At 57.4% G+C, this 14444-nt stretch carries 12 protein-coding genes and 1 tRNA gene; 6 read left to right on the top strand and 7 right to left on the bottom strand.

What is annotated here, in order from left to right; translation table 11 throughout:
• Positions 1-254 precede the first annotated feature (254 nt).
• Positions 255-3875 (bottom strand): vitamin B12-dependent ribonucleotide reductase, encoded by a 3621-nt coding sequence (locus ACR3EP_RS05705; RefSeq protein ID WP_480636753.1) that lies wholly within the window; start codon positions 3873-3875, stop codon positions 255-257.
• Positions 3876-4071: 196 nt separating this feature from the next.
• Positions 4072-4293 (bottom strand): hypothetical protein, encoded by a 222-nt coding sequence (locus ACR3EP_RS05710; protein WP_480636755.1) that lies wholly within the window; start codon positions 4291-4293, stop codon positions 4072-4074.
• Positions 4294-4433: 140 nt separating this feature from the next.
• Between ACR3EP_RS05710 and ACR3EP_RS05715 the strand changes: the two genes are divergently transcribed.
• Positions 4434-4841 (top strand): hypothetical protein, encoded by a 408-nt coding sequence (locus ACR3EP_RS05715; RefSeq protein WP_480636756.1) that lies wholly within the window; start codon positions 4434-4436, stop codon positions 4839-4841.
• Positions 4842-4851: 10 nt separating this feature from the next.
• Here ACR3EP_RS05715 and ACR3EP_RS05720 read toward each other — a convergent pair.
• From ACR3EP_RS05720 to pdxH, 4 genes are all read right to left on the bottom strand, one after another.
• A tRNA-Pro gene (locus ACR3EP_RS05720) sits at positions 4852-4928 on the bottom strand.
• 43 nt (positions 4929-4971) lie between these two features.
• A complete protein-coding gene (locus ACR3EP_RS05725) occupies positions 4972-5403 on the bottom strand; it encodes a DUF192 domain-containing protein (protein WP_254437329.1) in 432 nt (143 codons plus the stop codon).
• A 42-nt stretch (positions 5404-5445) separates the two neighbouring features.
• Positions 5446-5952, bottom strand: a complete 507-nt coding sequence (locus tag ACR3EP_RS05730) for a cold-shock protein (RefSeq protein ID WP_174818762.1) — start codon at positions 5950-5952, stop codon at positions 5446-5448.
• 142 nt (positions 5953-6094) lie between these two features.
• Positions 6095-6700 carry a pyridoxamine 5'-phosphate oxidase gene (gene pdxH, locus ACR3EP_RS05735; RefSeq protein WP_170358619.1) on the bottom strand — a complete coding sequence of 202 codons (606 nt, stop codon included), beginning with the start codon at positions 6698-6700 and terminating at the stop codon, positions 6095-6097.
• Positions 6701-6835: 135 nt separating this feature from the next.
• On the opposite strand from pdxH, the gene fabI reads away from it, so the two are divergent.
• The 5 genes from fabI (at position 6836) to trpE (ending at position 12805) form a co-directional block, all read left to right on the top strand.
• Positions 6836-7642: an enoyl-ACP reductase FabI gene (gene fabI / locus ACR3EP_RS05740; RefSeq protein ID WP_480636759.1), complete on the top strand. Its 807-nt coding sequence runs from the start codon at positions 6836-6838 to the stop codon at positions 7640-7642.
• Between the two features lie 4 nt (positions 7643-7646).
• Complete coding sequence (gpt, locus tag ACR3EP_RS05745) at positions 7647-8156, top strand: xanthine phosphoribosyltransferase (protein ID WP_170505761.1); 510 nt, start codon at positions 7647-7649, stop codon at positions 8154-8156.
• Between the two features lie 27 nt (positions 8157-8183).
• A complete protein-coding gene (locus ACR3EP_RS05750; RefSeq protein WP_480636761.1) occupies positions 8184-9359 on the top strand; it encodes an aminotransferase in 1176 nt (391 codons plus the stop codon).
• A gap of 80 nt (positions 9360-9439) precedes the next feature.
• Positions 9440-11281 (top strand): peptidyl-prolyl cis-trans isomerase, encoded by a 1842-nt coding sequence (locus ACR3EP_RS05755; protein WP_480636763.1) that lies wholly within the window; start codon positions 9440-9442, stop codon positions 11279-11281.
• 12 nt (positions 11282-11293) lie between these two features.
• On the top strand, positions 11294-12805 hold the full coding sequence (trpE, locus tag ACR3EP_RS05760) for an anthranilate synthase component I (RefSeq protein WP_480636765.1): 1512 nt from the start codon (positions 11294-11296) through the stop codon (positions 12803-12805).
• Positions 12806-12850: 45 nt separating this feature from the next.
• Here the strand turns inward: trpE and ACR3EP_RS05765 are convergent, their stop codons facing one another.
• Positions 12851-14419 (bottom strand): divergent polysaccharide deacetylase family protein, encoded by a 1569-nt coding sequence (locus ACR3EP_RS05765; protein ID WP_480636767.1) that lies wholly within the window; start codon positions 14417-14419, stop codon positions 12851-12853.
• Positions 14420-14444: the final 25 nt, after the last annotated feature.

Consider the following 14444-nt stretch of genomic DNA (forward strand, 5'->3'; position numbering starts at 1 on the left):
CATTTCGTTGACCGCCCGGTGTTTTTTTGCCTGCGGCCTGGACTGCGCATGGGACGAGCGCACCCGCCCCGTGAAAGAGTGGGAAAGAGCAAATATTCCGCCCCACCCTGTTCCCGGCCGACACGGGCATGTCGACCGAGTGGAGCAAGACGCCTAGTGGTAAGTCTCAGGCTATGCCTTGCCCCGTATTCGTCGGGACCGAATATCCGAGGGGAAATTCAGGTCCCTACACCCCGCGTGGCGGGGCGTTTGCCTTAGCTACACCCGCTGGTCCCGCCGCAGGTGTTGCATTTCATGCAGGTGCCGTTGCGCACCAGCGTATAGTTTCCACATTCGCCGCACGGGTCTCCTTCGTAGCCCTGCATCTTGGCTTTGGTGCGAGCATCCATGCCTGTGGCAACCGCTGTTTCCGCGACCGGAGCCTCGAACGATGCGGCGGTTTCCGCCATGCCGTTCACCTCGGCCTGACCGCCGTTAAAGACGACAAGATCCTGCGGCAGACGCTTGCGAAGATACCCGGTTGAGCTGATTTGTTTCAGCACTTCCAAAGATTTAGTCGCTGCACTTTCACTGATTTCAGAGACGTTTGAGACACCCTCTTCTTCGCCCCGACCCAGATCATCGAAGGTTGCACCTTCGGGTTTCACATGGGCCAGATCGGTACGGTCCAGATAAGACACGGCCAATTCGCGGAAGATGTAATCCAGGATCGAGGTCGCATTCTTGATCGAGTCGTTGCCCTGTACCATCCCCGCCGGTTCGAACTTGGTGAAGGTAAACGCATCGACGAACTCTTCCAGCGGTACGCCATATTGCAAGCCAACCGAGACAGCGATGGCAAAGTTGTTCATCATCGCCCGGAAGCCAGCGCCTTCCTTGTGCATATCGATGAAGATCTCGCCCAACTTGCCGTCTTCGAACTCACCGGTTCGCAGATAGACCTTGTGGCCGCCCACGATCGCTTTCTGGGTATAGCCCTTGCGGCGATGTGGCAGTTTCTCGCGGTGGCTGCGGATGATTTCCTTGACCACAACCTTCTCGATCACTTTTTCGGCCAGAACGACGGCTTTCTCCTGCGCCGATCCGCTTTCAAGCACTTCAGCGGCTTCATCGTCATCCTCGACGAGCGCCGCCGCCAGAGGCTGCGACAGTTTCGAACCATCACGATACAGCGCGTTCGCCTTCACACCCAGTGACCATGACAGTTCGTATGCCTTCTGGCAGTCCTCGATGGTCGCGTCATTTGGCATGTTGATCGTCTTCGAGATCGCACCCGAGATAAAGCTCTGCGCCGCCGCCATCATGGTGATGTGGCTATCAACCCCAAGGAAACGCTTGCCTTTCTTGCCGCACGGGTTGGCGCAGTCAAAGATCGAATAGTGTTCTTCCTTCAGATGCGGCGCGCCTTCCAGCGTCATGGTTCCGCAGACATGATCGTTCGCCGCGTCGATATCCGCCTTGGTAAAGCCCAGATGGCGCAGCAGGTCGAAAGTCGGGTCATTCAGCTTGGTCGCCGGGATGCCCAGAACTCCGGTGCAGAAATCCTCGCCCAGTGTCCACTGATTGAACACGAACCGGATATCAAAGGCGCTTTCCAGCGCGGCGTCCACCTTGGCCAGCTCATTTGGGCCAAAACCGTGACCGGTCAGCGAGGTGTGGTTAATCCCCGGCGCGTTGCCGATAGTGCCGTGACCAACCGCATAACCGACGATTTCTTCGATCTGCGACGAGGAATAGCCCAGCTTTTCCAGAGCGGAAGGCACCGAACGGTTGATGATCTTGAAGTAACCGCCACCGGCCAGCTTCTTGAACTTTACCAGCGCAAAGTCAGGCTCGATCCCAGTGGTGTCGCAATCCATCACCAGACCGATGGTGCCGGTGGGCGCAATCACGGTGGCCTGCGCGTTCCGGTAGCCGTTCTTCTCACCGAGGCTCAGCGCCTCATCCCAAGCGGACATGGCCAGATCGATCAGACGCTTGTCCGGGCAGTTACCATGGTCCAGTGGCACCGGCTTTACGGCCAGTTTTTCATAACCATCGGTCACGCCTTGCGATGCACGACGGTGGTTGCGGATGACGCGCAGCATGTGTTCAGCGTTGCGCTCATACCCCTTGAAAGGTCCAAGCTCGCCTGCAATCTCGGCCGAGGTCGCATAGGCGACACCGGTCATGATCGCGGTCAGCGCGCCACAGATCGAGCGCCCCTCATCCGAGTCGTAACTGTAGCCCATATTCATCAGCAGGCCGCCGATATTGGCATATCCCAGACCCAAGGTACGGAAGTCATAGGACAATTGCGCGATTTCCTTCGACGGGAACTGCGCCATAGTCACCGAGATTTCCAGCGTCAGTGTCCACAGACGCGAAGCGTGCATATAGTCCGCCGCCTGGAATTCACCATCCTTGAGGAAGGTCAGCAGGTTCATCGACGCCAGGTTACAAGCCGTGTCATCGAGGAACATGTATTCCGAGCAAGGGTTCGAGCCGCGAATCTCTCCGTCCGCCGGGCATGTATGCCATTCGTTAACTGTGTCATGGAACTGAATGCCGGGATCGGCGCAAGCCCATGCGGCGTGGCCAACCTTTTCCCACAGATCCCGCGCCTTGACGGTCTTCGAGACTTTGCCATCGGTGCGGTTGATCAATTCCCAATCCGCGTCTTTCTCGACGGCGGTCAGGAATGCGTTGGTCACACGGATCGAGTTGTTCGAGTTTTGGCCCGACACCGAGCTATAGGCTTCCGAATCCCAATCCGTATCATAGGTTGGGAACTCAATACCGTCATGGCCCTGCTTGGCGTAATCCAGAACGCGCTTGATGTAAGTTTCTGGGATCGCAACCTTTTTGGCTTCGCGAACCGCTTTCTTCAGGCTGTCATTCTTGTTGGGATCATACGCGTCGTCCTGAGCGCCGTCCCAGCTGCGGATGGCCTCGAAAATGCCGTTCAGCATCTTCTCGTGCATCTTCGATCCGGCAACGATCGAGGCCACCTTCTGCTCTTCGATCACCTTCCATTCGATGAATTTTTCGATGTCAGGGTGATCAGCATCGACGATTACCATCTTTGCTGCTCGACGGGTTGTTCCGCCTGATTTGATCGCGCCAGCGGCGCGGTCGCCGATCTTGAGAAAGCCCATGAGGCCCGAGGATTTGCCGCCACCCGACAGCGCCTCGCCTTCTGCACGCAGATGGCTGAAGTTGGTCCCGGTACCCGAGCCGTATTTGAACAGGCGCGCCTCGCGCACCCAAAGATCCATGATGCCGCCTTCGTTCACCAAATCATCATCGACGGACTGGATGAAGCACGCGTGCGGCTGCGGATGCTCGTATGCGGATTTCGATTTGGTCAGCTTGCCGGTCTTGTAATCGACATAGTGGTGACCCTGCGCGGGGCCATCGATTCCGTAGGCCCAGTGCAGACCTGTGTTGAACCACTGCGGGCTGTTCGGCGCGGCGCGCTGAGTCGCCAGCATATAACGCATCTCGTCAAAGTAAGCGCGCGCATCCTCCTCGGTCGAGAAATAGCCGCCCTTCCAACCCCAATACGCCCAAGCGCCCGCCAAGCGGTCGAACACCTGCTTGGACGAGGTTTCGCCACCGAATTCAGCACCTTCTGCAGGAACTGAGCGCCACAGAAATTCGGGAACGTCCTTTTCCTTGACCTTTTTCAGAGCCGACGGAACGCCAGCCTTACGAAAGTACTTCTGAGCGATGACATCACTGGCGACCTGGCTCCACTTTGCGGGGATCTCGATTTCATCCAGTCGGAAAACAATGGTGCCGTCCGGGTTCCGTATCTCAGATGTCGCAGAGACAAAATCCAGTTCTGCGTATGCATCTTGCCCCGATTTGGTGAATTTCCTGTCAATCTTCATGTCCGCAGCCCTAGATTCAATCAACTTGTCCGTTCGCGTCAGATGCATTTCAGCGATCCGCACGCCATGCCTGAAAATTGGGCGCAAATGACCGGTCGCTGTCTTTAACAGCGCGAAACCGCTTATACGGTTGCACGTTTAATAGATGTGCTTTCCGACCCTCGCCCTATGCCTTACCCTGGTTATGCTACCAGATTTAGTGGCATGTCTTTCGGCCCATACAACTTGGCGTATTCGGCCATAGATCGTCAACGCCATTTTCATTCATTTTTGAAATCTTTTCTGTTGACCAAACGGTTCCAAAGGGTCCGCGGGTGGTGGATTCCGATTCCTCCACAGGTTCATCCACGGGATAAAGCACTGCACTTGAAAATTGCGCAGCAGAATTAACTGTTTTTTTCAGCAGAGTTATCGGCATTTGATAATCCCGTTGTAAGGTGGATAGGCTGAATGAGAATCACAACACCACCGGTCGCGCGGTCAGACAGGAGGCATAACGTGCAGAATAGAAAGTCGAGAGTGTCAAAGGGGATGACCGCGTTTCGATTTCTGCCCGCAATGGCCCTTATCGTGGCCTGCGCACCACAAGATATGCCCCCTCCGACCCGTAGCGCGCAGTTTGAAACATATCCCGAACGGCTGTTTGACACCTTTGAGACTCAATGCGCTGGGCCAGGAGAAAAGTTCGAGAAAGTGGGGAATCGGGTTTTTGAGTGCCAGGAGTTTCTTCCCCCGGACACCACCGCGTTTCTGATTCTCAATTATGATGGCTACCCGCAAGACCTGCCCAAAAGCGTCATGCGCATGACGTCGACCAAGAACACTACCGGTTATCGCGTGGACGCCGAATTGTACTTTAATGTGCCGCAAAAACAGGGCCCGGCCGTCAAGGTTCCCGTAGAGAGCAAAGCACTGGATCAAGCGTTGGGCGCGCTGTTCCAGAAGATGGGTGGTTCACTAACATAAGAGGAAGAAGTGGTCGGGGCGGCAGGATTCGAACCTACGACCCCCTGTACCCAAAACAGGTGCGCTACCAGACTGCGCCACGCCCCGGACCGTGCGCCTTCCTAACGTTGCCATTCTGATTTGAAAAGCCCTAACAGGGCCAAATTGCAGGACCTTGCGAAAAAATTTCGTGCTGCATCTGTGTTCCTGGGGTGATCAGGTAACGCGCCGCCAATCCAGCGTTGATTTCCAGGACTGCATACACCGAATCTCCGCCTTCGATCAGTGATTCATCCCCGGGAATCGCGTTCTCATGCACATGTACAACAGCTCCTGTGCGATCCAGAAAAATGATATCCAAGGGAATCAGCGTGTTTCTCATCCAAAAGGCGACTGGCTGCGGCGGATCGAACACGAACAGCATTCCAGACCGCTGCGGCAGCGACTCGCGAAACATCAATCCACGCGCCCTATCCTGTGGACTGATTGCAAGCTCGACGTTGAAACTGACTTGAGTTTTGTCGTTCCGCAGCCCGACACGATCCACCTGGCACGCAGCCAGCACGTTACCGGCCCACAGCATTGTCACACTTGCAAGAACCGTTAACAATCTGATCATCTGGTATTATTCGTCCAGTGCCGCTTCCCAGGCCAGGACCTGAGCCGCCATACGCCCGCGTTTGCCATTAATGACCCGCATCGCCAACGCTTCGCCTGGTTGCAGATCAGCCAGACCAGATCGGCGCAGCACCTCGATATGCAGGAAAACGTCTTCGTCCCGACCAAATACATTGGCGAAGCCAAAACCCTTGCCCTTGTCGAACCATTTCACCCGCGCCGCTTCCAAAGGAGCCTCGGCGATCACAACCGGATCAAGTTCCGCGAAATCCGCCAACATCATTGAGTCGGTGCGCGCCGGTGGGTCTACGCTGACAACCTCAACCGCCTGAACGCCGCGGTCAGTGCGATGCGTCATGATCTCGATCCCGGCGCCATCGGCGACCGAGCTTTGACCAAAGTTACGTAACACGTTCACATGCAACAGAATATCCGGGCCACCTTCGTCGGACACAACGAACCCGTACCCCTTAGCGGGGTCAAACCATTTCACGTGTCCTCGAACGCGGTACATATTGTTCAGGTCTTCCGGCACAGCATTCCTATCGCGAAAATTAATAGTTCGTTAAGGGTCCGATGTGTATGGGATTGGCTCGCAAATTCAAGCTGAAAAAATCCTTTGATTTCTTTGTGTTGCATTTCACGATACGCGAATGTCATGGATTCAACCTTTGTACATCCCATGCCGAGTCTTCCTGATCCCGGCGCCACTGAAACCTGTCGTGCAACCGGAATGCACCATCGGCCCAAAACTCAATCTCGCTCGGCACTAACCTGTACCCGCCCCAGAACGGTGGTCGCGGTGGGTTCGGCCCTAATTTCGCGGTCACCTTTGCAACTTCTGCCATCAAAGCAGCCCGGCTGCTAAGAGGCTGAGACTGTTTCGAAGCCCAAGCCCCAAGACGGCTTTTTAGCGAGCGCGACGCATAATATTCATCGGCTTGCGCCCCGCTTTCGCGGGTTATTGTACCACGAACACGGATTTGCCGCCTCAATGATTTCCAATGCATTACAAAAGCTGCTTTTCCCGCCGAATCCAATTCGGCCGCCTTGGCACTTTCGTAGTTGGTGTAAAATACAAAGGCACCGGATTCGATTTCTTTCAACAGCACCATACGCACGTTCGGCATGCCGTCAGAATCGACGGTTGCCAACGCTATTGCATTGGGATCGTTCGGTTCGCTGTCTTTGGCCTCACCCAGCCACCGCCCCGCTATTTCAAACGGATCGGAGCCGGCGAAGATGCCGTCACGCTCGGTCATTTCCATCCCCCGGAAACTATTATTGGCCACCCTAGGGCGAGAACCCGCTGCGGGCAAGTGTACGCGGCCTTGATGCAGCGCATCCAATGGCATAAACCAACGCAACAAATCGCGAAGACAGGCGGAGAACCAAACATGTCAAATCAGTTGATGGCCGGCAAGCGCGGCCTCATCATGGGACTGGCCAATGATAAATCGATCGCATGGGGCATTGCCCGCGCTTTATCCGATGCCGGGGCCGAATTGGCCTTTTCCTATCAGGGCGATGCCCTAAAAAAGCGGGTCGATCCGCTGGCGGCGCAGCTGGGCAGTGAAATTGTTCTTCCCTGTGATGTGGGTGACGAGGACTCGATTGATACTCTGTTCTCGGAATTGGAACAGAAATGGGGCAAACTGGACTTCGTGGTTCACGCGATTGGTTTTTCCGACAAGAACGAGCTGCGTGGTCGGTACGTCGATACCAGCCGGGCGAACTTCAAGCTGACCATGGATGTTTCGGTCTACTCTTTCACCGCCGTCATGCAGCGTGCGGAAAAGATGATGTCCGAAGGCGGCAGTGCAATCACTCTGACCTATTACGGTGCCGAGCAGGTTATGCCGCACTATAACGTCATGGGTGTCGCCAAGGCCGCACTGGAAGCATCGGTCAAATATCTGGCCGAGGATCTGGGCAAAGACGGTATCCGGGTGAACTCGATCTCTGCCGGTCCGATCAAGACGCTGGCCGCCAGCGGTATTGGTGACTTCCGCTATATCATGAAGTGGAACGAGTATAATTCGCCCCTGCGCCGCAACGTGACCATCGACGATGTCGGTAAATCGGCGCTGTATCTGCTGTCCGATCTCAGCAGCGGTGTCACGGGCGAAAATCTGCACGTAGATTCGGGGTATCACATCGTCGGTATGAAAGCCGTCGACGCCCCGGACGTTGAAAAGGGTTAACGCAATGAGCGCCAAGGACCGTCTGCCCCACGAAAAAGGCTTTCACATCAGTTGGGACCAAATCCATCGCGATTCCCGTGCTCTGGCATGGCGGCTGGATGGTCAAGGACCGGACGACGGTGCCTGGCGCGCGGTTGTTGCGATCACACGCGGTGGTATGGCCCCAGCCATGATCGCCAGCCGTGAGCTGGACATTCGCACCGTCGACACGATCAGCGTGCGGTCCTATCACCATCAGGAACAAGGCGAAGCCGAGGTGCTGAAAGCCCCTGATGCCGAGCTGATGGGTGATGGTGAAGGCGTTTTGATCATCGACGATCTGGTCGACAGCGGCAAAACACTGGAACTGGTGCGTGCGATGTACCCCAAGGCGCATTTTGCCACTGTCTATGCCAAACCCAAAGGCCGCCCGATGGTGGATACGTTCATCACCGAAGTCAGCCAGGATACGTGGATCTTCTTCCCGTGGGATATGGCCCTGCAATATGTCGAGCCCTACCGCGGCACCGACTGATCTTTTCCTGAACATCTAGGATCTCGCATGACCCGGACACGCACCGCCGCCACCTTCGCCCCTCCGGTGATGGAGGCGCGGCGCTGGCTGGAAGGCGCGAATTTCCCTGACGACCAGCCTTTGATCAATGTCAGTCAGGCCGCGCCGGTCGATCCGCCCCCTTTGGCCCTGCGTCAGGCCATGGCCGAATTTGCGGTGACCGAGGATCGGGCCCATCTGTATGGGCCCGTGCTGGGCAATCCGGATCTGCGCACCGAACTGGCGGTGCAAATTGGTCAGCACTATGACGTCGAGGTCGCACCGGATCAGGTCGCAATCACCTCGGGCTGCAATCAGGCATTTGCCGCCACAATCTCGGCCATCACTGACGAAGGGGATGAGGTCATCCTGCCAACCCCATGGTATTTCAATCACAAAATGTGGTTGGACATGGCCGGGGTACATGCCGTTGACCTGAAGACCGGTGATGATCTGTTACCTAATCTTGATGCCGCCCGCGCTTTGATCACCGACAAGACCCGCGCCATTGCTCTGGTCACGCCGAACAACCCGGGTGGTGTGGAATACCCGGCCGATCTGGTGCGCGCGTTCTACGAACTGGCCCGTGAAAACGGTCTGCGCTTGCTGGTCGATGAGACCTATCGCGATTTCGACAGCCGCAGCGGCCCACCCCATGACCTGTTCGCACAGCCCGGTTGGGATAAGACGTTGGTTCACCTCTACTCCTTCTCCAAGGCTTACCGCCTGACCGGTCATCGGGTTGGTGCCATTGCAACCGGTGCTGACCTGCTATCCGAAGTGGAAAAATTCCTCGATACGGTGGCGATCTGCCCGGGCCAGATCGGCCAGTTCGCGGCCCTTTGGGGCATGCGGAACCTGTCCCAATGGGTCGCCGGAGAACGCGACGAAATCCTCGACAGACGCGCGGCTATCCAAGAGCAGTTGCCAAACCTGACTGACAAGGGTTGGCGTCTGTTAGGCTTGGGCGCCTATTTCGCCTATTTCGAACATCCGTTCGATATCCCCTCGGACGAACTGGCCCGCCTTCTGGTGGCGGAGGCCGGCATCCTTCTGCTGCCCGGAACGATGTTTATGCCGCCGGATGATCCCGCCGGAAAACGCCAGATGCGCATTGCATTCGCTAATCTCGACCGCGCCGGTATTCAGCAATTGTTCGAACGGTTGCAAGCCCTGTCCTTCTGAGCTTGCCCCCCGGCGGTGCGCGTCGTATTCAGGGCCGCAACCGACAGGGCAGTTCCTTGCCACAAGATTAAGAGGGCACCATGGCCGCAGGCATGAAAAACCTATCGAAGACCTTTGTCTGGATTCTCATGGGCCTATTGATGCTGGGCCTTGCGGGCTTTGGCGCAACAAGCCTGACCGGCACCGTGCGCACCGTCGCGCAAGTTGGGAACGAAGAGGTTTCGATCAACCAATACGTTCGCGAATTGCAGCGCGAAATCCGCGCGGTCGAAAGCCAGACCGGCCAGCCCTTGCAAATGTCGCAGGCGCATGAGTTCGGTCTGGATCAGTTGGCCCTGTCGCGCCTGACCGCTTTGGCCGCGCTGGACAACGAAGTCGGTGAGCTGGGCATTTCGATCGGGGATGAGAACCTGCAAGAAGAAATCGTCGCCATCCCGGCCTTTCAGGGCGTCAACGGCACGTTTGACCGCGAGGCCTATCAGTTCCAGCTGGAACAGGCTGGCATGACGGATACAGAATTCGAATCGGATCTGCGCAAGGAGTCCTCGCGCACCATCGTACAAAACGCGGTGATCAGCGGGGTTGAAATGCCTTCACTTCTGACGCAAGTGCTGACGGACTATGTCGGCGCACGCCGCAGTTTTACCGTTGCGACGGTCGGACCCGACGCCCTGACATCGCCTGTTCCTGCACCCACGGATGAGCAGATCCAGACCTATTTTGATGAGAATCAGGATCAGTTCACCCTGCCCCGCACCAAGCAACTGACTTATGCGATTCTGTCGCCCGACATGCTGTTGGACAGTGTCGAGATTGATGAGGATGCGGTGCGTCGCGTCTATGATCAGCGTGCCTCGGAATTCTATCAGCCCGAGCGTCGTCTGGTCGAACGTCTGACTTATCCGAACGAAGAAGACGCACAGCATGCGATGGCGCAGCTTGAGGTTGGTGGCACCACGTTCGAAAACCTCGTAAGAGATCGTCAGCTAGAGCTGAGCGATATCGACCTTGGCGATGTCACCCGCGAAGATCTGGGCGAAGCTGCTGATGCCGTCTTTGCCGCCGATCTGGACGCGGTTGTTGGCCCGCTGCCCTCGACCTTCGGCCCCGCGCTGTTCCGTATCAACGGATCGCTGGCCGAAAACAACACGCCGTTCGAAGATGCCGCCCCTGCCCTGCGCGAAGAACTGGCCGCCGACCGCGCGCGCCGTCAAATCGAAGCACAGGCCGAAGACATTGACGACCTGCTTGCCGGTGGTGCGACACTGGAAGAGCTGACCGGCGAGACCGAGATGGAACTGGGCCAGATCGACTGGACCCGCGAAAGCGGTGAAGGCGTCGCCGCCTATGACGGTTTCCGCGCCGCTGCCGAAGCCGTAAACGAAGGCGATTTCCCCGAGGTTGCGTTTCTCGAAGACGGTTCGATCTTTGCTTTGCGTTTGAACGAGGTGCTGCCCCAACGCCCCGAGCCTCTGGAAAGCGCACGTGATCGTGTGGCCACCGCATGGACGCAGGTGGAAACCGGCAAGGCGTTGGCTGAAAATGCAAATTCCGTTCTGGAACAACTGAATGCTGACGGCGATTTCACCGCCACCGGTTTGCCGTTCCGGGTTGAAAATGCGCTGACCCGCACCGCTTTCCTTGAGGATGTGCCGGCAGATTTCATGGGTCAGGTGTTCGAGATGGAACCTGGTGAGCTGCGCGTCATTCCTGGCGATGGCACGGCGTTTGTCGTGCGTCTTGAAGAATTGCTACCGCCCGCCGAAACTGATGAACTGCGCCAGGTACAGACCGCGCTGGAAGCACAGTTAAATCAGGCGCTGGCCCAGAACATCTTTGACGCTTATGTGCGCGACGCGCAGACCCGCGCCCGTCCCGTGATTGACCAACGCGCGCTGAACGCCGTGCAGTCGAGCTATTAAAAGAGACCAAACATGGCCCTGACCCCCGAGTTTGACAGCTTCGCCCGCGCCTATGAGGCTGGCGAAAATCAGGTCGTCTACACCCGCTTGGCGGCCGATCTGGATACGCCCGTGTCCCTGATGCTCAAGCTGACCGGTGCGCAGAAAGACGCCTTTATGCTGGAATCCGTGACCGGAGGCGAGGTGCGTGGCCGCTATTCAATCATCGGGATGAAACCGGACCTGATCTGGCGCTGCCGGGGTGAGACGTCCGAATTGAACCGCTCGGCCAGGTTCGATGCCGACGCGTTTTCGCCTCAGGGTGGCAATCCGATGGACAATCTGCGCGCTCTGCTGGCCGAAAGCCGGATTGAGCTGCCTGACGATTTGCCTCAAGCCGCCGCAGGGCTGTTCGGTTATCTTGGGTATGACATGGTGCGTCTGGTAGAGTATCTTCCGGATGTGAACCCAGACCCGCTGGGCCTACCCGATGCGATTATGCTGCGCCCATCGGTCATCGCCGTTCTGGACGGTGTAAAGGGAGAGGTCACGGTCGTCTCCCCTGCCTGGGTCGCCGAGGGACAATCCGCCAAGGCTGCCTATGCGCAAGCCGCTGAGCGTGTGATGGACGCAGTGCGCGATTTAGAACGCGCCATGCCCGCCGAGACTCGCGATCTGGGCGACGCCTCTGAAGTCGCGCCTCCGGTGTCGAATTTCACCAAATCCGGCTATATGCAAGCAGTTGAAAAGGCCAAGGAATACATCCGCGCGGGTGACATCTTTCAGGTGGTACCAGCTCAGCGTTGGACACAGGATTTCCCGCTGCCGCCGTTTACACTCTATCGGTCATTGCGGCGCACTAACCCCTCTCCGTTCATGTTCTATTTCAACTTTGGCGGCTTTCAGGTGGTCGGTGCCAGCCCAGAAATTCTGGTGCGTGTCTTTGGCGACGAAGTGACAATCCGCCCCATCGCAGGTACCCGACCCCGTGGCGCAACCCCCGAAGAGGATAAGGCCAACGAGGTCGATCTGCTGGCCGATAAGAAAGAGCTGGCCGAACACTTGATGTTGCTGGACCTGGGCCGCAACGATACCGGCCGCGTGGCCAAGATCGGAACGGTGCGGCCAACCGAAGAGTTCATCATCGAACGCTACAGCCATGTGATGCACATCGTGTCGAACGTGGTCGGAGAGCTGGCCGAAGACAAAGACGCATTGGACGCGTTCTTTGCCGGGATGCCTGCTGGCACCGTCTCGGGCGCGCCAAAAGTGCGCGCGATGGAGATCATAGACGAGTTGGAGCCTGAAAAGCGCGGTATCTACGGCGGCGGTGTTGGTTATTTCAGTGCCGGCGGCGACATGGACATGTGCATTGCTCTGCGCACGGCCATCGTGAAGGATCACAAGCTTTATATTCAGGCGGGCGGCGGTGTTGTTTTTGATAGCGACCCCGAGGCAGAGTTTATGGAAACCGTCCATAAATCAAACGCCATTCGCCGCGCTGCTGCCGATGCGTCCCGGTTCACAGGATCGGGCAACACATAAAAAAACGGCGGGCTTTCAGGGCCAGCCGTTTTCGTTGTTCCGAGGTTACTGAACCTCTTTCATCATCACTGCGGAGATTGGGGCCATCGCCACACGGCTGCCCCGATCTTCAAGCCCCCACAGCAACAAAGCCGAGATCGTGTCAGGGCGCAGACGGCCCAGCATTACAACCGTCCCCTCCTGCCCGGCACGAAATGCCGCTTGGTCCAGAAAACGACGCATGATCTTGGGGTCCTGGCGCGCACCGTCGATATCGCGGAAAATCACACCCGATGGAATACCGTTGCGCGCAGCCAGTTTTTGGACAGTGTTCAGACCATTGTCCTGCGTGATCAGACCACGCCCTGTACCGGCAGCAATTGCGGCCACTTGGTCGGCCAGCTTGCGATTGCCCTGAATGCCCGAATCCACGCCTTCGAGAATACCCACCGTTTCCGGCAGCGTGTCGAGCCATACGGCCAGCGATACTTCGGCATCCTGCGCGCTGGCGGCTTCGTGTAGATCAGCCAGAGCCAGAACTTCGAACCCGGCTTCACGGTGACGCGCCATCTTTTCAACAGCGTCCGGATCAGACGGGCTGACGGCAAAACTCAGCGGATAAGGAAAATCATGCAGAGCTTCAGCCCCATAGGCACCTTCATCGTCGATCAGAATGATTGACATCAACGGCTTGGATTCGGGGTTTTCGAATTCCGCCGCATAAGCCTCGATCGGCTTGCCGGGAATAGCCACCTCCACGTTGGATGTGCTTACCTCAATAACATCATCACGTTCCGTCAATGGAACCACGCGCGTTCCGACTGTCGAGACTGTGGTCGCTTCGCTTGCCCCCCCAATTTGCGGAACCGACGCGATCCGGGGCAGATTGCGCGGTGCTGTGTCCTCATCACCTTCTACGGCGATTGGGCTGTCGACAAATGGGTTTTCCTCGGTTTCCGGATCGGCGGCTGCGGCGACCTCGGGTTCCGGTTGTGCTGCACTGTCGGCAACAACAGGGTCCGATTTCTGAGCCCCCTCGGCAACCTCGGGTTCTGGTTTCGGCTCGGCCTCCACAACCTCGGGCTCTTGTTCGACGGCCGGTTCAGGCTGAGGTTCAGGCACCTCCAGCGACACCTCAGGCAAGGCTTCGGCATTTGGGGATACCTGCGACAACGGCGGGGCCTGTGGAGCGACCGGGGCCACAGTGGTTGCAATAACAGGAGCTGATTGAGCAACGCTGGGCGCATCGACTTGCGCCGGGTCCAGGTTGACTTTGGGCTGGGCATCGGGCTCAACCTCGACATCTGACAATTCAGCCAGCGTGTCCGTCTGTTCGCCGACAGATTCAGGTGTGGTTGGTGGCAAGTCCAGCACATCGGGGTCACCCCCGGTATCAGTGGCGTCCGCCACTGTATCCGGGACATCAGCCAGAGAGGGTTCAGGCGCAGAAACCGCCACGTTCGGTTTGCTGGTCAAAGGCATGTTCAAAGACAGCACCGCCCCCAGCACAAGAACAGCGACCGTTCCCACGATCATTCCGCCGACAAATCCGCCCATAACAATTGCCTCTCGTCTTGGCCCTGCATCGATCACATGTTCGCCGTCTGCTGCGGCATTTGCTTGCCGCAGCGCCAAGAACGGGATGTCCCCTTGACGCTGC

It is taken from the genome of Ruegeria sp. BB10 (assembly GCF_056535725.1).